We start from the raw sequence: 19,440 nt of genomic DNA on the forward strand, positions 1-19,440 counted from the left end.
GGTCAAGCCCGCTCCCACAGAGACGGCAGTGATCCCTGTGGGAGCGGGCTTGACCCGCGATCGGGCTGCAGAGCAGCCCTCGAGACACAAACCGGTGCTGGTCAGTGCCCGCGCAAAAACGCCAGCAGCCGCGCATTGACCTGCTCGGCCGCTTCCAGCTGCACCATGTGCCCCTGGCCCGGCAGTATCGCCACCTCGGCTGGCAGGCCGTCCACATGGGTGGCCGGGATGATCGCGTCATCGCTGCCCCACAGCACCAGCGTCGGCTGCTGCGCCACCACCGGGCGCAGATCGTGACGCTGCACGCCGTCGCTGGCCAGTGCGTCGGCCAGTTGTCGCAGGGCCTCGTCCACCCCCTCCAGGCGCTTGAACCTGAGCATGTCCTCGAGCATCTGCCGGGTCACCAGCCCGGGGTCGGAGAACAGCTGCGTCATCTGCGGCTTCAGGGCGTTGCGGTTGGCCGCCGCAACGATGCCCTGCAGGTAGCCGCCATTGATCTCGCGCCCCAGCCCGGCGCTGGCGATCAGGCTCAGCGACTGCACCCGCGCAGGTGCCAGCCGCGCCAGGTTCAAGGCCACCGCACCACCCATGGAGTGCCCGGCCAGGTGCACGCGCCCCAGGTCCAGGTGATCGAGCAGGGCCAGCACGCTCTGGCTCAGCTCATCCAGGTCGCCGCGTTGCAGGTGCTTGCCCGACTCGCCATGCCCGGGCAGGTCGAGGGCGATCACCCGGCGCTCGGCGGCCAGCGCCGGGTGGTTGAACATCCAGTTGTTAAGGTCGCCGCAGAAGCCGTGGATCAACACCAGCGGCGTACCGCCTTCGCCGAGGTCGAAGTAGCGCACCCGGTGCCCGTCCAGCTCGACTTTCTGCGGCGCCGGGCCGCTGTCCTGCTCGGCGCCGTCACCAGGCACGAAATCGGCCTGAAAGCGCTGCACCACCGCATCGATCTGCGCGTCGCTGGCCTCGCCCTCGACCACCACGGCCAGCAGCGCCCCCACTGCCAGGGTCTCGTCGGGCCTGGCGATCTGACGGCGCAGCACGCCGCTGAACGGGGCCTCGACGCTGCTGGAGATCTTGTCGGTCTCCACGTCCAGCACCTCGTCGCCCTTGCTGATGTGCTCGCCTTCCTGCTTGAGCCAGGTGTCGATGCGCCCCTCGGTCATCGACAGGCCCCACTTGGGCATGGTCAGGGTATGGATCTGGCTCATGCCGCGTTCCTCCCTTTCATCACTGTGTGCACGGCAGCCTCGATCTTGGCGGCGGTGGGGATGTAGAGGTCTTCCAGCGCGTCGGAGAACGGCACCGGGGTGTGCGGCGCAGTGACCATCTCGATCGGGCCCTTGAGTGCGCCGAAGGCTTTCTGCGCCACCAGCGCACTGATGTCGGTGGCCATCGAGCAGCGCGGGTTGGCTTCGTCGATCACCACCAGGCGGCCGGTCTTTTCCACGCTTTCGAGAATGCTGTCTTCATCCATCGGGCTGGTGGTGCGCAGGTCGAGTACCTCGCAGTCGATGCCCTGGCGCGCCAGGTTGGCCGCCGCCTCCATGGCCAGGTGGACCATGCGCCCGTAGGTCACCAGGGTGATGTCGTCGCCGTCACGCAAGAAGTTGGCCTCGCCGAACGGCACGGTGTAGACCTCTTCCGGCACTTCGCCCTGCAGGCTGTAGAGCAGCTTGTGCTCGCAGAAGATCACCGGGTCGTTGTCGCGGATCGCCTGGATCAGCAGGCCCTTGGCGTCATACGGCGACGACGGGCACACCACCTTCAGGCCCGGGATGTGGGTCCACAGCGAGGTGAGCATCTGCGAGTGCTGGGCGGCGGCGCGCAGGCCGGCGCCGACCATGGTGCGCATCACCAGCGGGGTGACCGCCTTGCCGCCGTACATGTAGCGAAACTTGGCTGCCTGGTTGAGGATCTGGTCCAGGCAGCAGCCGGCAAAGTCGACGAACATCAGTTCGCACACCGGGCGCAGGCCCTGGGTGGCGGCGCCGACCGCTGCGCCCACATAGCCGATTTCCGATAGCGGCGCGTCCAGCACGCGGCCGGGGAACTGCCCGTAAAGGCCCTTGGTGACGCCGAGCACACCGCCCCAGGCGTCATTCTCGCCCGGTGCACCGGCACCGCCGGCGACGTCCTCGCCAATGATGAACACCGTGGGGTCGCGGCGCATTTCCTGGGCCAGGGCTTCGTTGATGGCCTGCTGGTAGCTGATTTTTCTCGCCATGATGATTCTCCGATTGTTCTTGTTGTAAGGGCAGCGTGCTCAGGGGTAAGCGACGTACACGTCGCTGAGCAGGTCGGCAGGCTGGGGCTTGGGGTCGGACTTGGCGCGGCGCACGGCGTCTTCGATCAGGTCCTCGACCTGGGCATCCACCAGGTCCAGCTGGGCGTCACCGAGCAGCCCGGCGCGGGTGGTGCGCTGGCGGAACTGCATCAGGCAGTCGCGGGTTTCGCGCAGGTTCTTCACCTCGTCCGGGGCGCGGTAGGTTTGCGCGTCGCCTTCGAAGTGGCCGTAGTAGCGGGTCAGCTTGACCTCCACCAGCGACGGGCCCTGACCGCTGCGGGCACGCTCGATGGCGGCGCCGGCCGCCTCGTGCACGGCAAAGAAGTCGTAGCCGTCGATGGTCACCCCGGGCATGCCGAAGCCGGCGGCGCGGTCGGCGATGTGGTCGCACGCCACCGACCAGTTGGAGGCGGTGGCCTCGGCGTAGCCGTTGTTCTCGGCCACGAAGATGCACGGCAGGTTCATGATCGCGGCCAGGTTCATGGCCTCGAACACCGCACCCTCGTTGGAGCCGCCGTCGCCGAAGAACACCACGGCCACGTCATCGGTGCCCTTGAGCTTGGCCGCCAGGGCAGCGCCGGCCACCAGGGGCGCGCCGGCGCCGACGATGCCGTTGGCGCCGAGCATGCCCTTTTCCAGGTCGGCGATATGCATCGAACCGCCCTTGCCGCCGCACACGCCGGTCTTCTTGCCGTAGATCTCGGCCATCATGCCGTGCACGTCCACGCCCTTGGCGATGCAGTGGCCGTGGCCGCGGTGGTTGGAGGCGATGCAGTCGCTGTCGCGCAGGTGCGCCATGACCCCGGCGGCCGACGCCTCTTCGCCGGCATACAGGTGCACGAAGCCTGGGATCTCGCCGGTGGCGAACTCGATGTGCAGGCGCTCTTCGAAGGCGCGGATGGTGCGCATGACCCGGTAGGCATGCAGGAGTTGCTCGGTGTTCAGGTGAGTGGACATCTTGTTGTTCTCCAGGGTTGTCTCAGCACTGAGGGTGCGCAGGGTGTTGCGGGTGTTCGCGGCCTACCGCCAGCAGGCGATGGCGGGCTGCGAAGGCCAGTACGGCCTCCACGTCGATGCTCAGGGGGCCGTGGGCGTCGAGGGTGACGGTGGGACGGTCGTGCTCGCTGAACTCGATCTCGCGCTCGCCGTCCAGCGCCAGGGTGCCGCTGGACAGGCTCAGGGAGTAGGCGACGCCCGGTGCCAGCGGGCCGGCGGCGGTGATGCCGCAGCCTTGCACCAGGCCAGGGGCCAGCGGCGCCAGCAGCGCCTGTTCGGCCTGGCCGTTAAGACGCACCCAGGCGCCTTCGGCGGCGTGGCGCGACACCGGGCACCACAGCCCGCACAGCGCCGAGAGGCCGATGGCATGGGGTTCGGCGAAGGTGGCGAAGACTTCGGCAAGGTCTTCGGCGCGGCTCAGGGCGCGGGCGCCGATGAAGCGCTGCGGCGACACCGCGACTTCCACCAGCGCCCATTCGCACAGCTCCCGCGCCGGGTCGCGCACCAGCAGGCGCTTGTTGCGGCGCAGGCCCACCTGGGCCGGGATGCGCCCGGCGGCGAACAGCCCGCCGGCCAGCCCGGCGCTGGTGGCCTCGCGCAATTCGGGGAAGGCGTTGTTGGTACCGGTGGAAAGGGTCAGCAGCGGAATGTCGCCGACCTCGGCGGCCACCGCCTTGTGGGTGCCGTCGCCGCCGAGCACGGCGATCAGTGCGACCCCGCGGGCGAGCATCTGGCGCGCGGCCAGGCGGGTGTCCTCCACGGTCTGGTGCAGCGGCATGTCCAGGATGTCCAGTTGCGGCCAGCGCTGGCCGGCGGCCTGCGGGCCGTTGCTGGCCTTGAGCACGGCGGCGGCGATGCCGGTCATGTCCGGCGGCAGCAGCACGCGCCGGATGCCGGTGGCGGCGAAGGCTGCCAGCAGGCGTTGCACGGCCGAGGCCTTGTCGGTGCTGGAGTACAGGCCGGCGCTGGCGGTAAGCCTGCGCAGGTCGCGGCCCGAGGCCGGGTTGACGATGATGCCCACGGTGGGGGCGGGATGGCTCATGGCGCACCTCTGGTTCTTGTGTACCAGGGCTGGAGCAAGGGTGGTGCCAGGTTGGGTGAAAGGCTTGACCCAGAGCCTTTGCGCAGCATTCCAAGGGCGTACTCGCGGGGTGTCGGCAAGACGCTGCGTTGCAGTGCGGGCAGCGCCGCGGCGAGACGCCGAGACGCTGCGTCTCACGGCGCCGCTTGCCCAGGCGGTGCTTGTCGGGGCCTGGCAAACGGCGCTTAATGGGCCGCATAACGACAAGAACACGAGAACCGGAGGCCCCATGCTTGCCGCGAACTCCAGAGCCCACGTCGACTGTGTCAGCCGTGTGCTCAAGAATGCCGACCGCCAGCCCCAGGCGCCGGTACCGCCGTTGATCCTCGACTCCTGGCGCCGCTCGATGGAGCAGCACCGCCTCGACCCTTCCTCGCAGCAAGGGCCGCGCATCCTGTCGCAAACCCTGCTCAACGAATGCCGCGAACGCGCCGAGCTGTTCATGCGCATTGCCAGCGATGCGGTGGCGCGCCTGCACGAGCGGGTGCGCGGGGCCGACTACTGCGTGCTGCTGACCGACGCGCAGGGTCGCACCATCGACTACCGCGTCGATGCCGCGCTGCGCAACGACTGCCGCAAGGCCGGCCTGTACCTGGGCACCTGCTGGTCGGAAGGCGAGGAGGGCACCTGCGGAGTGGCGGCGGTACTGACCAGCCAGGTGCCGGTCACGGTGCACAAGCGCGATCACTTTCGCGCCGCGTTCATCGGCCTGACCTGCTCGGCGGCGCCGGTGTTCGACCCGCAGGGCAAGCTGCTGGGGGTGGTCGACGTGTCGGCGCTGCAGTCGCCGGACGACCGGCGCAGCCAGCACCTGATCCGCCAACTGGTGGTGCAGACCGCGCGGGAGATCGAGAACGCGTTTTTCATGCACAACGCCCAGGCGCATTGGGTGTTGCGGGCGCACAGCGCGCCGGGGTATGTGGACAGCCAGCCGGACTTTCTGCTGGCCTGGGATGCCGACGGACGCCTGCAGGCGCTCAACAGCCTGGCGCGCTCGGCATTGCTCTCGCGCTACGGCGAGCTGCCGGCGCATATCGGCCAGCTGTTCGACCTGGACCAGTTGCGCGCGGTGACCGACGAGTCGGCCCAGCGCCTGAGCTGGCGCGCCGATGGCGATGCGCTGCATGTGCGGGTCAGCTCGCCACAGCGTCCGGCGCGGGTGGTGCCGGTGCCGGGCGGGGTGGATGCACGGGTGGAGGAAAGCCTGCGCCTGGCGGTGCGGGTCAAGAACTGCAACCTGGCGGTGCTGGTGGTGGGCGAGACCGGTGCGGGCAAGGAGGTGTTCGCGCGCCAGCTGCATGAACGCAGCGCGCGGGCCGGTAAGCCGTTCGTGGCGCTCAACTGCGCGGCGATTCCCGAGAGCCTGATCGAGAGCGAGCTGTTCGGCTATGTGGCCGGGGCGTTTACCGGGGCTTCCAGCAAGGGCATGCGCGGGCTGCTGCAGCAGGCCGATGGCGGCACGCTGTTTCTCGACGAGATCGGCGACATGCCGCTGGCCTTGCAGACCCGCCTGCTGCGGGTGCTGGCCGAAGGCGAGGTGGCGCCGCTGGGTGCGGCCAGGCGCGAGCGTGTGGATATCCAGGTGATCTGCGCCACGCACCGCGACCTGGCGGCGCGGGTGGCCGACGGGCGCTTTCGCGAAGACCTGTACTTTCGCCTGGCCAATGCGCGCTTCGAGCTGCCGCCGCTGCGCGAGCGCAGTGACCGGCTGGCCTTGATCAATCGCTTGCTGGCCGAGGAGGCGGCCGGTTGCGGGGTGGACGTGGGCTTGAGCGAGGCAGCGCTGGAGTGCCTGCTGGGGTATCGCTGGCCGGGTAACCTGCGCCAGTTGCGCCAGGTGCTGCGTTACGCCTGCGCGGTGTGCGCCGGTGGCACGCTGCAGTTGCAGGACCTGCCGGCGGATGTGCGCGGGGCGCAGCAGGGCCAGGTGCAGGCCAGCATGAGCCCGCAACGCCAGGTGCTGCTGGAGGCGCTGGTACGCCATCGCTGGAAACCGGGGGAGGCGGCCAAGGCGCTGGGTATTTCGCGGGCCACCTTGTACCGGCGGGTGCATGCGCATGGCATCGAGATGCCGCGCATGGGGCGGGACTAGGCGGCGCATTCATCGCGGGTCAAGCCCGCTCCCACCGGTACAGCGGTGATCCTGAGATCAATGGCGTTCCTGTGGGAGCGGGCTTGACCCGCGATGGGCGTACCGCAGTCCAAAAAAAAGACCCCGGCACCAGGCCGGGGTCTTTCTCACATCACACCTGCATCACTCGTCGTTGGCGAGCTTGTGTTCCAGGTAGTGAATGTTCACGCCACCTTTGCAGAAACCTTCATCACGCACCAGTTCGCGGTGCAGCGGGATGTTGGTCTTGATGCCGTCGACGACGATCTCGTCCAGCGCATTGCGCATGCGCGCCATGGCTTCGTCACGGTCCTTGCCGTAGGTGATCAGCTTGCCGATCAGCGAGTCGTAGTTCGGCGGTACCGCATAGCCACTGTACAGGTGCGAGTCGACGCGAACGCCGTTGCCGCCCGGTGCGTGGAAATGCTTGACGGTACCCGGGCTCGGAATGAACTTCTTCGGGTCTTCGGCGTTGATCCGGCACTCCAGCGAGTGACCGCGAATCACCACGTCATCCTGGGTGAACGACAGCTTGTTGCCAGCGGCGATGCTGAGCATCTCCTTGACGATGTCGATACCGGTGACCATCTCCGAAACCGGGTGCTCCACCTGAACACGGGTGTTCATTTCGATGAAGTAGAACGCGCCGTTCTCGTAGAGGAACTCGAAGGTGCCGGCACCACGGTAGCCGATGTCGATGCACGCCTTGACGCAGCGGGCGAAGACTTCCTGGCGGGCCTTTTCGTCGATGCCCGGGGCTGGCGCTTCTTCCAGCACCTTCTGGTGGCGGCGCTGCAGCGAGCAGTCGCGGTCACCCAGGTGCACGGCGTTGCCCTGGCCGTCGGACAGTACCTGGACTTCCACGTGACGCGGGTTGGTCAGGAACTTCTCCAGGTACACCATCGGGTTGCCGAAGGCGGCGCCGGCTTCGCTGCGGGTCAGCTTGGCCGAGGCGATCAGGTCCTCTTCCTTGTGCACCACGCGCATGCCGCGACCACCACCGCCACCGGCGGCCTTGATGATCACCGGGTAGCCGACTTCACGGCCGATGCGCAGGGCTTCTTCCTCGTCTTCCGGCAGCGGGCCGTCGGAACCCGGAACGGTCGGTACGCCGGCCTTGATCATCGCGTCCTTGGCCGACACCTTGTCGCCCATCAGGCGGATGGTGTCGGCCTTGGGGCCGATGAAGGCGAAGCCGGAGTTCTCGACCTGCTCGGCGAAATCGGCGTTTTCCGCGAGGAAACCGTAGCCTGGGTGAATGGCGGTGGCGCCGGTCACTTCAGCGGCTGCGATGATCGCCGGGATGTGCAGGTAGGAGTGGGTGGCCGAAGCCGGGCCAATGCAAACCGATTCGTCGGCCAGGCCCAGGTGCATCAGCTCGCGGTCGGCGGTGGAGTGCACGGCGACGGTCTTGATGCCCATCTCTTTGCAGGCGCGCAGGATCCGCAGGGCAATTTCCCCGCGGTTGGCGATCAGGACTTTTTCCAACTTGGCTGGCATCGTTGGTTCTCCGCGGTTCAAACGATGGTGAACAGCGGCTGGTCGTACTCAACCGGCTGGCCGTCTTCTACCAGAATGGATTCGATCACACCGCTGGTTTCAGCTTCGATGTGGTTCATCATTTTCATGGCTTCGACGATGCACAGGGTGTCGCCTTTCTTCACGGTCTGGCCGACTTCGACGAAGGCAGGCGAGGTAGGCGAGGCTTTGCGGTAGAAGGTACCGACCATTGGCGAGCGGGCCACGGTGCCGTTGAGCTTCGGCGCGGCTGGCGCTTCGGCGGCAGCCGGGGCAGCGGCGGCCACAGGGGCGGCGGCCGGTGCGGCAGCCATCGGGGCTGGCGCGTAGTACTGCTGGGCCGGGGTCTTGCTGTGGCGGCTGATACGGACGGACTCTTCGCCTTCCTTGATCTCCAGCTCGTCGATGCCAGACTCTTCCAGCAGTTCGATCAGTTTCTTGACTTTACGGATATCCATTAATCATCAACTCCCAAGGGTCGGTCAGGGTCGTATAAACGTGAATGTTAACGTTCGTACACGGCCCGGCCTGCGGCCAGGCTTCGGTTATTCAGGGTTTGGCGTGCGCTGCCAGGTGTTCCAGGGCGGACTCCAGGGCCAGGCGATAGCCGGTGGCGCCCAGGCCGCAGATCACCCCTACGGCGACGTCTGAAAAGTAGGAGTGGTGGCGAAACGGCTCGCGCTTGTGCACGTTGGACAGATGCACTTCGATGAATGGGATGCTCACCGCCAGCAATGCGTCACGTAATGCGACGCTTGTGTGCGTGAAAGCCGCCGGATTGATCAGGATGAAGTCCACCCCTTCGTTGCGTGCGGCGTGGATGCGATCGATCAGTTCGTACTCGGCATTGCTTTGCAGGTATTGCAGATGGTGGCCGGCGGCGCGTGCACGCTGCTCCAGGTCCTGGTTGATCTGGGCCAAGGTCACGGCCCCGTAGACGCCCGGTTCGCGGGTGCCTAGCAGGTTCAGGTTGGGGCCATGCAGCACCAGTAGCGTTGCCATCTGCGGTTCCTTTTATTGTCGGGCAAAAACGTAGCGCGGCGACTATGCCGCAAACTGCCGAGCACTGTCCAGTTACCTGCAATAGCCAGCACGATGACCGAGATTCGCGCGAAATTTATGACTATCTTGCCAATTTCGGTCATCCGTGGCGCTTTTCAAGCGGCCCCAGCAGTTATAGACCCACTTCGCTGCGAATGCGCGCCAGGTGTTCGGCAAATTCGCCGGCTTTTACCTCGCCTATCACCCTGCTGTCGGTTTTTTCGCTGCCGTTCGCGGCAAACACCAGGAAGCCCGGCGGGCCGAACAGCTGGTAGCGGTCCAGCAGCGCGCGTTGCTCGGCGTTGCTTTGGGTGATGTCGAACCGTACCAGGCGGTAGCCCTGCAGTTGCGCCTGCACGGCCGGATCGCCGAGCACGTCATGCTCGATCACCTTGCAACTGATGCACCAGTCGGCGTACCAGTCCAGCAGCAGCGGTTGCCCGGCCGCCCTGGCTTCGGCCAGCAGGCCATCCAGGGCGGCGGGGGTGTTCACCGTCTGCCAGGCGCTGACCGGTGCGGCCGAGGGGGTGCTGGCGGGGGCGGGGAGTGGCCGCAGCGGGTCGGCCTGGCCACTGAAGGCGCCGTACCAGCAGGCCAGCGCGTAGGCCAGCAGCAACAGGCCGAGCAGCTGCGCCAGGCGCTGGCCGGTGGTCTTCACGCCGAATTCCAGGGCGCCGAGGAACAGCGCCACGCCGGCTGCAAGCAGGCCGATCAGCAGCAGGGTGAGCGGGCCGGGCAGCACGCGGCTGAGCAGGCCGATGGCCAGGCCCAGCAGCAGCACGCCGATGGCGTTCTTCACCGTGACCAGCCACGGCCCGCTTTTGGGCAGCCAGGCCGCACCGCCGGTGGCCACCAGCAGCAGCGGCGCGCCCATGCCCAGGCCCAGCGCGAAGAGTTTCAGCGCCCCGCCGATGGCATCGCCGCTGGCGCTTATATAAAGCAGCGCACCGGCCAGTGGCGCCGACACGCAGGGCGAGACCAGCAGGCTGGAAACCACCCCGAGTACGGCGGCGCCCAGCAGCGAGCCACCCTTGGTCTGCCCGGCCACGCGGTCCAGGCGGCTGCTGATGAACTGCGGCAGCTTCAGTTCGAACAGGCCGAACATGGCCAGGGCGAATACCACGAAGAATGCCGCGAAGGGCACCAGCACCCAGGCCGATTGCAGGCGTGCCTGCAAGTTGAGCTGGGCGCCGAACAGGCCCATCAGCGCGCCGAGCAGGGCGAAGCAGGCGGCCATCGGCAGCACGTAGGCCAGCGACAGGGCCAGGCCGCGACCGCCGCCGACCTGGCCACGCAGCACCACCCCGGAAAGGATCGGCAGCATCGGCAGCACGCACGGGGTGAAGGTCAGGCCGACGCCGGCAAGGAAGAACAGCAGCATTTCCTTCCAGCGCCAGGCGTTGCTGCTGGCCGGGGCGGCGGCGGTGGACGCGGCGCCGACGCCGTCGATGCTCAGGCGCTCTGTTTCCGGCGGGTAGCACAGGCCCTTGTCGGCGCAGCCCTGATAGCTCACCACCAGGGTGAAGGGGCGCTGGTCGGCAGTGCGTGGCAGGTCGATGTCGAGGATGCCGTGGTACACCTCGACGTCGCCGAAGTACTCGTCGTGCTTGGCCTCGCCGGCAGGTAGCTGCGCGGTGCCCAGGGCGATGTCGGCAGGTTCGGTACGGAACTGGAAGCGGTGGCGATAGAGGTAGTAACCCTCGGTGGTGACGAAGCGCAGCTTGATGGCCTGGGCGTCGCCCTGGATCAGGTTGAGCTTGAAGGCTTCGCGCACGGGCAGGAAGTCGGCGCTGTTGTTCAGGCCCGGTGCGCCGAGGGTGGCGCTGGGGCGGTTGTCGAGCAGCCCGGCGCCCATGGCGGGCAGGGCCAGGACCAGAAGCAGGAGGCAAAGCAGGCGACGCATGAGCGGTCTCGCTGGGGGGAACGTGGGGGCAATGATAACGGAGTTTGAGCAGGAGCAATCGAGTTGAACCCATCGCGGGTCAAGCCCGCTCCCACAGACAATGCATCTGGCTCAATCAGGATGCATACCTGTGGGAGCGGGCTTGACCCGCGAGAGTCCCCTGGATCAGACCCGGAACGCCTGCACGGCGGTGTTCAGCTCCCCGCCCAGGCGCAGCAGATGCTCACCCTGCTCGCGCCCCTCGCCAATGCGCTCCAGGTTGTCCGCGCCCAGTTCGTGGATCCGTTCGCTATGGTCGCGAATCTCGCTCACCGCACCGCTCTGCTGCGCGGTCACGTCGGCGATGCGTACGGCGGTCTGCGCAATGGTCTGGATCGCCGCGACAATCTCGTCCAGCGCTCCATCGGCAGACTGCGCCTGCTGGGCAGTGGCCTCGGCGTGCTCCAGTTGCGCGCGCATGCCTTCCACCGATTCGCGTGCCGCCTGCTGCAGGCGCGCGATCAGGGTCTGGATTTCGCCGGTGGCACCGGTGGTGCGCTGGGCCAGCGAACGCACCTCCTCGGCCACCACGGCAAAGCCGCGGCCCATCTCGCCGGCCCTTGCCGCCTCGATGGCCGCATTCAGGGCCAGCAGGTTGGTCTGTTCGGCAATCGAGCGGATCACCGTGAGCACGCCGCCAATGGTCGCCGACTCCTGGGCCAGGCCCTCGATCATCTGTGCATTGCCCTGCACCTCGTCCACCAGCAGACGCAGCCCGCTCAGGCTCTGGCCGATCACCGCCTGGCCCTGTTCCACCGCCAGCCCCGCGTGGCGGCTGGCGTCGGCGGCCTGGCTGGCATCGCCGGCCACCTGGGTGATGGTGGCCTCCAGTTCGCCCAGCGCATCGCGGATCTGCGCGGTGTCGCCGGCCTGGCGCTCGGCGCCGTCGTGCAGCGCGCTGCTCATGCCGGCCAGGGCGTGGCTGCTACCGGCCACCTGCTCGGCGTTGCTGCGGATGGTGCCCACCAGGTCTACCAGGTAGGCACGCAGGCGGTTGAGCGAATCCTGGATGTCGTGCATTTCGCGGTTGCTGCGCCCCAGCGCAATGGCCTGGCTGAAGTCGCCGCCGGCCCACTGCGAGAGCGCCGGCGCCAGGTTGCCCAGCACCCGCGCCAGGCGCCGCTGCAAGGTGTCGATGAGCAGGGCGATCAGCAGGATCAACCCGATCATCAGGCCCTGGATCACCCGCACTTCGCCCTGGATCTGCCCATGCTGCGCGCGCACCCCCGGTTCCAGGTCGGCGATGGCCTGCTGCACGGCGGCCATGCGCGCCTGGGTGGTGGTGGCCAGTTCGGTACGGCGCTCGATCTGCGCGCGGGTGCGCTGCAGTTCTGCCGGGTAGCGCGCCAGCAAACTGCCCAGCTCGCGCTTGAGGGCCACGCCGACGTCTTCGGCGCTGGTGGTGGCCTCGCTCTGCAGGCCCATCATCGCGGCGAAGTCGTCGGCGCCGGATTCCACCGCCGCGGTCACGCCCAGCAATGGCAGGGCGTCGAGGGCTTTGGCCTGGGTGATGATCAGTTGCAGTTCGCGCTCCACCTCGTCGGCCAGCTCGCTGCGCCCGCTGCTCACCAGCTTGTCACGCGCCAGCGACAGGCGGCCCAGGTGCAGGCTGGCTTCCAGCAGTGCCGATTGGTAGTGCGCCGCCTCGGGGTGGCCGCTGTCGTGGGCGTAGCGGGCGAGCTGTTCGAGGTTGGCGCCCAGTTCGCGTTCGGCCTGCAGCAACAGGGCCTGGGGGTCGCCGGCGAGCTTGCCGGCGGCCAGCAGCTCATTGGCGGTGAATGCCTGCAGGGTGTCGAGGCTGGGGCGCAGTTGCGCGGCCAGCTCATCGGGCAGCTGGGCCAGTTCCTGTTGCAGGTCCTGGGTGCTCTGCAGCGCGGTGGCGTGGCGCAGGGCATCGCCACTGTTCAGGTAATCCTGGATGTTGCGGGCCACCTGGTTCTGGAACTGCTGGGACAGCGCCAGGTAACGCTCCATCAACAGGTAGGGCTGTTCCAGGGCACGTTGCGACCACCACAGGGTCGCCCCCAGGGCCAGGCACACGGTTACCAGCAGCAGGGTGTTCAGATTGGTCAGCAACTTCAGGCGCATGAGCGGGCTCTACCAACGGCGGGATGGCAAGTGCCTGAAGTTATTGCGTTTTTATGACGTGGTTATGACGATGGCAGGGGTGTTGCGAAATAAAGTGGCTATATGGTGGCCCTTTCGCCGGCAACGCCGGCTCCTACAGGGGCCAGGTTGCTGGCGAAAAGGCTCAGGCCTCGACCCGCTGTACGCAGTTGCGCCCCGCACCCTTGGCCAGGTACAGCGCCTCGTCCGCTGCGGTGGCCATGCTCAGCGCATCCAGCCCGTCGCTCAGTTGCACCACCCCGGCACTGAAGGTGCACGACAGGTCACGCGGCTGCGCCGGGTAGTGGATCTCGGCAAAGCGCCGGCGAATCTCGTCCAGCACCTTGTGCGCCGCGTGCAGGTCGGTGTTGGGCATCACGATGGCGAACTCTTCGCCGCCATAACGCCCGATGAAGTCGGTCTTGCGCAGGCGCTGCTTGAGAAACAGCGCCAGGCTCTTGATCACCCGGTCGCCCATGGGGTGGCCGTGGCTGTCGTTGACCTTCTTGAAGTGGTCGATGTCGAGCATGGCAAAGCTCAGCGGGCGGTCTTCGCGCCGCGCCCGGAAGCTGCAGTCTTCGAGCAGTTGCAGGATGTGCGTGTGGTTGTACAGCCCGGTGAGGCTGTCGCGCACCATGCGCGCCTTGAGGTTGCGCGCCCTGGCCGCACGGTTGCGCACGGTGGTGATCAGGTGGCGCGAACGGATCGGCTTGGTGAGGAAGTCGTCGCCACCCTCGCTCATGGCATCGAGCTGCTTGTCCAGGTCGTCCTCGGCCGACAGGTAGATGATCGGCACGCTCACATAGCGGTCGTTGTGGCGGATCACCTTGGCCAGCTCGGTGCCGGTGCAGGCGGGCATGTACATGTCGAGGATGATCAGGTCGGGCTGAAAGTCGGCCAGCTCGGCCATGGTCTGGATCGGATCGGTGAGGGTGCGGGTGACGATGCCGGCATTGTTGAGCAGGCGCTCGGTGTGCAGTGCCTGGGCCCGCGAGTCGTCGATCACCAGCACCTTGAACGGTTCGTACTGGGTCACGCTGGTGAGCAGCTCGACCTTTTCCAGCAGGCTGGAGGCCTCCAGGGTACCGGTGAGAAATTCCTGGCCGCCGGCGCGTACCGCGGCAAGCCGGGTGGGGGTGTCGGTTTCGTGCAGGCTGAAGAACAGCAGCGGTACGCGCTGCTCCAGGCCCTGCTGGGCCTGGGCAGCCAGCTGCAGGCCCTGGCCCTGGCCGCCGAAGTCGACATCCATGACGATCGCCGCCGGCAGGCGCTCGGCCATCGAGGCCTGGAACGCCTCGGGGCTGTACAGCGGCTCGACCCCCAGGCCGAAGAACTCCAGCTGCTTGGCCAGGCGCTCGGCGCGCTCGTGGTCCTGCAGCATCACGTAGATGGGCTTGCGCAGCGGCGGCAGCGGGGTGCGCTCGAGCTGGTCGCCCTGGCGCAGGCCGGTACGCGACAGGCGCTGCATCAGGCGGTTGAGTTCGTTGATCAGGCTGCTGCTCAGGCGCGCGCTGTTGGCCTCCACCGCCGCCAGGGTCTGGCCGATGGCATCGGCCAGCAGGCTGTGCTCGGGCTGCTCGAAGCGTTCGGCGTAGCGCTGCAGGCGCAGGTTGGCCTCGCCCAGCTCGCTCAGGTCGCAACTGGTCCACTCGCTGCGCTGCAGGCGCTGCCAGATCTCGAGAATTTGCCGGGCCTGGTGAATGACCCGCTGGGCAAAGTGTTGCTTGAGGCGCGCACGATTCGGGTCTTCTGGCTCGGTCATGTCCTGACTACTTGTAAGGGGTGAGGCAATTCGAGTGATGGCTCTATGCTAGCACCACTTTTCCGGCAATCGAGTGTGCTGCATCAATTAACTGGGGTGGCGCTAAATTCCTTTCCTGACCCGTTAGTCACTTATGCGAAGCGGCGCGCTTGATTTATAGTGCAGGCTTGGCTGGCGCCCCGGCCGCGCACGCTGGCACACAATGCTGGCCGGCGTGGGCACGAAGCGGGGGCCGCGCGGTCGAACCCTGGACACGACCTGACAGAAAGGACAACGCCATGCTGGACTGGAAAAACCGTACAGGCAAAGCCGAGGCACGCGAGCGGGTGGACGCCCGTGGCTCGGGCACCCGCAGCTACTTCGGCGGGCTGTTGTTCAGCCGGGCGCTGGGCACCCTGATCGGTCTGTACCTGCTGGTGACCATCGCCCTGGGCTGGTACTGGAGCCAGGAGCCCGACCTGTTCCCGGTGCAGCAGAACGCCCAGGCCGCCGCCGAGCGCAACGGCCAGCAGATGGTCGTCGGCTACACCACCGTCGAAACCCTAAAGACCGTGGTTGCCACCCTGCTCGACAAGCCAGGCGGCTACATCTCCAACGACCGCTTCCCGCCGGGCCTGTGGATGGACAACATGCCCAGCTGGGAATATGGCGTGCTGGTGCAGGTACGTGACCTCAGCCGTGCCCTGCGCAAGGACTTCGCCCGTTCGCAGTCGCAGTCGGCCGAAGACGCCGACCTTGCCAAGGCCGAGCCGCGCTTCAACTTCGACAACAAGAGCTGGATCCTGCCGTCGAGCGAGTCGGAGTACCAGGAAGGCATCAATTCGCTGAACCGCTACCAGAAGCGCCTGGCTTCGCCAGACCAGCAGGGCGCGCTGTTCTACACCCGTGCCGACAACCTCAACAACTGGCTGGGCGATGTGGCCACGCGCCTGGGCTCGCTGTCCCAGCGCCTGTCGGCCAGCGTGGGCCGGGTCAAGCTCAACACCACCCTCAAGACCGAATCGGTGGTGCCGGGCCAGGTGCCGCAGCTGGACGAGGAAGTGGTCGAGACGCCGTGGCTGCAGATCGACAACGTGTTCTATGAAGCCCGTGGCCAGGCCTGGGCGCTGTCGCACCTGCTGCGCGCCATCGAGGTCGACTTCGCCGACGTGCTGGCCAAGAAGAACGCCACCGTCAGCGTGCGCCAGATCATCCGTGAGCTGGAAGCCTCGCAGGAGCCGCTGTGGAGCCCGATGGTACTCAACGGCAGCGGCTTCGGCATGTGGGCCAACCACTCGCTGGTGATGGCCAACTACATTTCCCGCGCCAACGCCGCAGTGATCGACCTGCGCCAGCTGCTGTCCCAGGGCTGATGCTGTTCAGCCAGAGCGAGGCGGCGCACCGCGCCGCCTCGGATGCCGAACGCATCGCCTGGGTCGACGAGCAGGACAACCTGCTCGGCGCCAGGCCGCGGGCCGAGCTGCGCGAGCAGGGGCTGATCGGGCGGGGCACCTACATCCTGCTGTTCAACAGTGCCGGCGAGCTGTGCGTGCACCAGCGTACCCTGAGCAAGGCGATCTACCCCGGCTACTGGGATGTGGCCGCCGGCGGCATGGTCGACGAGCACGAAAGCTACGAGCGCTGCGCCGCGCGCGAGCTGGCCGAGGAGCTGGGGGTGAGCGGCGTGTCGCTGAGCTTCCACGAGCGCTTCTTCTTCGACCAGCCTGGCAACCGGCTCTGGTGCGCGGTGTTCTCGGCGGTCTGGGACGGGCCTTTGCGCCTGCAGCCCGAGGAAGTCAGCCAGGCCCGCTTCATGCCCTTGCAGGCAGCCCTGGACGACAGCCTGAGCACCCCCTACTGCCCCGACTCGCTGGCGGCGCTGAACCGTTTCGTGGCGCGGCGCGGCTGACGTCGCGAAAGCCAAGCAAAATGGCGCAGTTTTGCACTTAGCATTCGGCGCAATTGTGGTTACACTGCGCGGCCTTTTCACCCTGCCACGGCTTGCCGCGGCAGGTGCGCTGCCCCTGCCAGAGTGGGGCTTCGCGGTCGGTACCTCGCCCCGGGGCATCGACCAGTTTTTGTCCTCAACGCAGAGGATCAAAAGTGGCCAAGAAAGCCGCATCATTCGCCGCCCTCGGTGGCCTGGTGTTCTCCACCGATGCAGGCCGGCATTGCCCGGACTGCAGCAAACCCGTCGATGCCTGCATCTGCAAGCAGACACTCATCCCCGAAGGCGACGGCATTGCCCGTGTGCGTCGTGAAAGCAAAGGCCGTGGCGGCAAGACGGTGACCACCATCAGTGGCGTACCGCTCCCCCTGGATCAACTCAAGGAACTGGCCACCACGCTCAAGCGGCGTTGTGGTACGGGCGGCGCGTTGAAAGACGGCGTCATCGAGATCCAGGGCGAACACGTCGAGTTGTTGCTGGCCGAGCTGATCAAGCAAGGCTTCAAGGCGAAAAAGTCCGGCGGCTGATGGCCGCTGCGAGGTTTTTCCTGCAGCACTTCTAAACTCGTTCCCTGGGCAGGGGTCTATGCCTGAACAGGGAGAATCGTCATCTTCATTTTCTACACTGGCCAGCACGCCCTGGCCGGTGTTCACGACTTTCTTTATAGGGGACTTCGATGTCCGTACGACGCACACGCAAAGACGATGGCAGCCAATGGACCGTGGCCGACAGCCGCAGTGTTTACGGCATTCGCCATTGGGGCGCGGGTTACTTCGCGATCAACGAGGCCGGGCGCGTCGAAGTACGCCCCAACGGGCCGGACAGTGCGCCGATCGACCTGTACGAGCAGGTCGACGAGCTGCGCCAGAGCGGCCTGTCGCTGCCGCTGCTGGTACGTTTCCCCGACATCCTGCAACACCGCGTGCGCCAGCTGACCGGCGCATTCGACGCCAACATCGCGCGCCTGGAGTACCAGAGCCAGTACACCGCGCTGTACCCGATCAAGGTCAACCAGCAGGAAGCGGTGGTGGAGAACATCATCGCCACGCAGAACGTGTCCATCGGCCTTGAGGCCGGCTCCAAGCCCGAGCTGCTGGCGGTGCTGGCGCTGGCGCCCAAGGGCGGCACCATCGTCTGCAACGGCTACAAGGACCGCGAGTTCATCCGCCTGGCGCTGATGGGGCAGAAACTGGGTCACAACGTGTTCATCGTGATCGAGAAAGAATCCGAAGTGGCACTGGTGATCGAGGAAGCCGCCGACCTCAAGGTCAAGCCGCAGGTCGGCCTGCGCGTGCGCCTGTCGTCGCTGGCTTCGAGCAAATGGGCCGATACCGGCGGCGAGAAGTCCAAGTTCGGCCTGTCGGCTGCGCAGCTGATTTCGGTAGTGCAGCGCTTTCGCGATGCCGGCCTGGACCAGGGCATTCGCCTGCTGCACTTTCACATGGGCTCGCAGATCGCCAACCTGGCGGACTACCAGCACGGCTTCAAGGAAGCCATCCGCTACTACGGCGAGCTGCGTGCGCTGGGCCTGCCAGTGGACCACATCGACGTGGGCGGCGGCCTGGGCGTGGACTACGACGGCACCCACTCGCGCAATGCCAGCTCGATCAACTACGACATGGACGATTACGCCGGCGTGGTGGTGGGCATGCTCAAGGAGTTCTGCGACGCGCAGGGCCTGCCGCACCCGCACATCTTCTCCGAGAGCGGCCGCGCGCTGACCGCGCACCACGCGATGCTGGTGGTGCAGGTAACCGACGTCGAGAAGCACAACGACGAAGTACCCGAGATCGAGGACAAGCAGAGCCTGCCCGAAACCGTGCAGTGGCTGGCCGACCTGCTGGGCCCGACCGACATCGAGATGGTCACCGAGACCTACTGGCGTGCCACCCACTACATGAGCGACGTGGCCGCGCAATACGCCGACGGCAAGATCACCCTCGCGCAGAAGGCCCTGGCCGAGCAGTGCTACTTTGCCGTGTGCCGCCGGTTGCACAACTCGCTCAAGGCGCGCCAGCGCTCGCACCGCCAGGTGCTGGACGAACTCAACGACAAGCTGGCCGACAAGTACATCTGCAACTTCTCGGTGTTCCAGAGCCTGCCCGACACCTGGGCCATCGGCCAGGTGTTGCCGATCCTGCCGCTGCATCGCCTGGGCGAAGAGCCGCTGCGCCGTGCGGTGCTGCAGGACCTGACCTGCGACTCGGACGGCAAGATCAACCAGTACGTCGACGAGCAGAGCATCGAGACCAGCCTGCCGGTACACGCCATCAACGAGGGCGAGGACTACCTGCTGGGGATCTTCCTGGTGGGCGCGTACCAGGAAATCCTCGGGGACATGCACAACCTGTTCGGTGACACCGACTCGGTGAACATCTACCAGAACCCCAACGGCAGCGTGTACCACGCCGGCATCGAGACCCACGACACCATCGAGGACATGCTGCGCTACGTGCACCTGTCGCCCGAAGAGCTGATGACCCACTACCGCGACAAATGCGCCAGCGCGAAGATCACGGCGCGTGAGCGTACCCAGTTCCTGGATGCCTTGCGCCTCGGGCTGACCCGCTCGTCCTACCTGTCCTCCTGACCGTAATCGCGGGTCAAGCCCGCTCCCACAGGTTTTTCATCATCCTTGAAGCTGATGCAGTACCTGTGGGAGCGGGCTTGACC

The 19,440-nt window shown here is 66.7% G+C and carries 15 protein-coding genes; 5 read left to right on the forward strand and 10 right to left on the reverse strand.

Annotated features, from left to right (window positions below):
* Positions 1-101: 101 nt before the first annotated feature.
* From QMX96_RS24495 to QMX96_RS24510, 4 genes are read right to left on the reverse strand one after another with little or no spacing between them, the layout of a single operon-like run.
* Positions 102-1,208 (reverse strand): acetoin dehydrogenase dihydrolipoyllysine-residue acetyltransferase subunit, encoded by a 1,107-nt coding sequence (locus QMX96_RS24495; protein ID WP_054916142.1) that lies wholly within the window; start codon positions 1,206-1,208, stop codon positions 102-104.
* Complete coding sequence (locus QMX96_RS24500; RefSeq protein ID WP_088514167.1) at positions 1,205-2,224, reverse strand: alpha-ketoacid dehydrogenase subunit beta; 1,020 nt, start codon at positions 2,222-2,224, stop codon at positions 1,205-1,207. Before QMX96_RS24500 ends, QMX96_RS24495 begins: the two co-directional genes overlap by 4 nt.
* A 39-nt stretch (positions 2,225-2,263) precedes the next feature.
* Positions 2,264-3,241: a thiamine pyrophosphate-dependent dehydrogenase E1 component subunit alpha gene (locus QMX96_RS24505; protein ID WP_043860466.1), complete on the reverse strand. Its 978-nt coding sequence runs from the start codon at positions 3,239-3,241 to the stop codon at positions 2,264-2,266.
* A 22-nt stretch (positions 3,242-3,263) separates the two neighbouring features.
* Positions 3,264-4,322: an NAD(+)/NADH kinase gene (locus QMX96_RS24510; RefSeq protein WP_088514168.1), complete on the reverse strand. Its 1,059-nt coding sequence runs from the start codon at positions 4,320-4,322 to the stop codon at positions 3,264-3,266.
* 268 nt (positions 4,323-4,590) lie between these two features.
* Between QMX96_RS24510 and QMX96_RS24515 the strand changes: the two genes are divergently transcribed.
* Positions 4,591-6,453, forward strand: coding sequence for a sigma-54-dependent Fis family transcriptional regulator (locus QMX96_RS24515; RefSeq protein ID WP_282362607.1), 1,863 nt, complete (start codon positions 4,591-4,593; stop codon positions 6,451-6,453).
* 162 nt (positions 6,454-6,615) lie between these two features.
* On the opposite strand, the gene accC is transcribed toward QMX96_RS24515, so the two are convergent.
* The 6 genes from accC to QMX96_RS24545 form a co-directional block, all read right to left on the reverse strand.
* The gene (accC, locus tag QMX96_RS24520) at positions 6,616-7,971 is read right to left on the reverse strand and encodes an acetyl-CoA carboxylase biotin carboxylase subunit (RefSeq protein WP_043860463.1); all 1,356 of its coding nucleotides are present in this window, start codon (positions 7,969-7,971) and stop codon (positions 6,616-6,618) included.
* A 17-nt stretch (positions 7,972-7,988) separates the two neighbouring features.
* On the reverse strand, positions 7,989-8,447 hold the full coding sequence (accB, locus tag QMX96_RS24525; RefSeq protein WP_043860462.1) for an acetyl-CoA carboxylase biotin carboxyl carrier protein: 459 nt from the start codon (positions 8,445-8,447) through the stop codon (positions 7,989-7,991).
* Between the two features lie 91 nt (positions 8,448-8,538).
* On the reverse strand, positions 8,539-8,991 hold the full coding sequence (aroQ, locus tag QMX96_RS24530) for a type II 3-dehydroquinate dehydratase (protein WP_043860461.1): 453 nt from the start codon (positions 8,989-8,991) through the stop codon (positions 8,539-8,541).
* 172 nt (positions 8,992-9,163) lie between these two features.
* Positions 9,164-10,933, reverse strand: coding sequence for a protein-disulfide reductase DsbD (locus QMX96_RS24535; protein WP_282362608.1), 1,770 nt, complete (start codon positions 10,931-10,933; stop codon positions 9,164-9,166).
* Positions 10,934-11,098: 165 nt separating this feature from the next.
* Complete coding sequence (locus QMX96_RS24540) at positions 11,099-13,060, reverse strand: methyl-accepting chemotaxis protein (protein WP_282362609.1); 1,962 nt, start codon at positions 13,058-13,060, stop codon at positions 11,099-11,101.
* Positions 13,061-13,223: 163 nt separating this feature from the next.
* Positions 13,224-14,840, reverse strand: a complete 1,617-nt coding sequence (locus tag QMX96_RS24545; RefSeq protein ID WP_043860458.1) for a PleD family two-component system response regulator — start codon at positions 14,838-14,840, stop codon at positions 13,224-13,226.
* A 278-nt stretch (positions 14,841-15,118) separates the two neighbouring features.
* On the opposite strand from QMX96_RS24545, the gene QMX96_RS24550 reads away from it, so the two are divergent.
* The 4 genes from QMX96_RS24550 to speA all read left to right on the forward strand — a co-directional run bounded on the left by QMX96_RS24550 (position 15,119) and on the right by speA (position 19,357).
* Positions 15,119-16,192 (forward strand): DUF2333 family protein, encoded by a 1,074-nt coding sequence (locus QMX96_RS24550; protein WP_043860457.1) that lies wholly within the window; start codon positions 15,119-15,121, stop codon positions 16,190-16,192.
* The gene (locus QMX96_RS24555) at positions 16,192-16,728 is read left to right on the forward strand and encodes an NUDIX hydrolase (protein WP_054916138.1); all 537 of its coding nucleotides are present in this window, start codon (positions 16,192-16,194) and stop codon (positions 16,726-16,728) included. The genes QMX96_RS24550 and QMX96_RS24555 overlap by 1 nt, the downstream gene beginning before the upstream one ends.
* 194 nt (positions 16,729-16,922) lie before the next feature.
* The gene (locus tag QMX96_RS24560; protein ID WP_282362610.1) at positions 16,923-17,294 is read left to right on the forward strand and encodes a translation initiation factor Sui1; all 372 of its coding nucleotides are present in this window, start codon (positions 16,923-16,925) and stop codon (positions 17,292-17,294) included.
* 149 nt (positions 17,295-17,443) lie between these two features.
* On the forward strand, positions 17,444-19,357 hold the full coding sequence (gene speA / locus QMX96_RS24565; protein WP_043860454.1) for an arginine decarboxylase: 1,914 nt from the start codon (positions 17,444-17,446) through the stop codon (positions 19,355-19,357).
* The last annotated feature ends 83 nt before the right edge of the window (positions 19,358-19,440 follow it).

It is taken from the genome of Pseudomonas sp. PS01300, assembly GCF_029960155.1.
GTDB classification, from domain to species: domain Bacteria; phylum Pseudomonadota; class Gammaproteobacteria; order Pseudomonadales; family Pseudomonadaceae; genus Aquipseudomonas; species Aquipseudomonas palmensis.

Coding starts and splice junctions, on each gene's coding strand:
- QMX96_RS24495 (WP_054916142.1), bottom strand. CDS start 1,208: ATGAGCCAGATCCATACCCTGACCATGCCCAAGTGGGGCCTGTCGATG.
- QMX96_RS24500 (WP_088514167.1), bottom strand. CDS start 2,224: ATGGCGAGAAAAATCAGCTACCAGCAGGCCATCAACGAAGCCCTGGCC.
- QMX96_RS24505 (WP_043860466.1), bottom strand. CDS start 3,241: ATGTCCACTCACCTGAACACCGAGCAACTCCTGCATGCCTACCGGGTC.
- QMX96_RS24510 (WP_088514168.1), bottom strand. CDS start 4,322: ATGAGCCATCCCGCCCCCACCGTGGGCATCATCGTCAACCCGGCCTCG.
- QMX96_RS24515 (WP_282362607.1), top strand. CDS start 4,591: ATGCTTGCCGCGAACTCCAGAGCCCACGTCGACTGTGTCAGCCGTGTG.
- accC (WP_043860463.1), bottom strand. CDS start 7,971: ATGCCAGCCAAGTTGGAAAAAGTCCTGATCGCCAACCGCGGGGAAATT.
- accB (WP_043860462.1), bottom strand. CDS start 8,447: ATGGATATCCGTAAAGTCAAGAAACTGATCGAACTGCTGGAAGAGTCT.
- aroQ (WP_043860461.1), bottom strand. CDS start 8,991: ATGGCAACGCTACTGGTGCTGCATGGCCCCAACCTGAACCTGCTAGGC.
- QMX96_RS24535 (WP_282362608.1), bottom strand. CDS start 10,933: ATGCGTCGCCTGCTTTGCCTCCTGCTTCTGGTCCTGGCCCTGCCCGCC.
- QMX96_RS24540 (WP_282362609.1), bottom strand. CDS start 13,060: ATGCGCCTGAAGTTGCTGACCAATCTGAACACCCTGCTGCTGGTAACC.
- QMX96_RS24545 (WP_043860458.1), bottom strand. CDS start 14,840: ATGACCGAGCCAGAAGACCCGAATCGTGCGCGCCTCAAGCAACACTTT.
- QMX96_RS24550 (WP_043860457.1), top strand. CDS start 15,119: ATGCTGGACTGGAAAAACCGTACAGGCAAAGCCGAGGCACGCGAGCGG.
- QMX96_RS24555 (WP_054916138.1), top strand. CDS start 16,192: ATGCTGTTCAGCCAGAGCGAGGCGGCGCACCGCGCCGCCTCGGATGCC.
- speA (WP_043860454.1), top strand. CDS start 17,444: ATGTCCGTACGACGCACACGCAAAGACGATGGCAGCCAATGGACCGTG.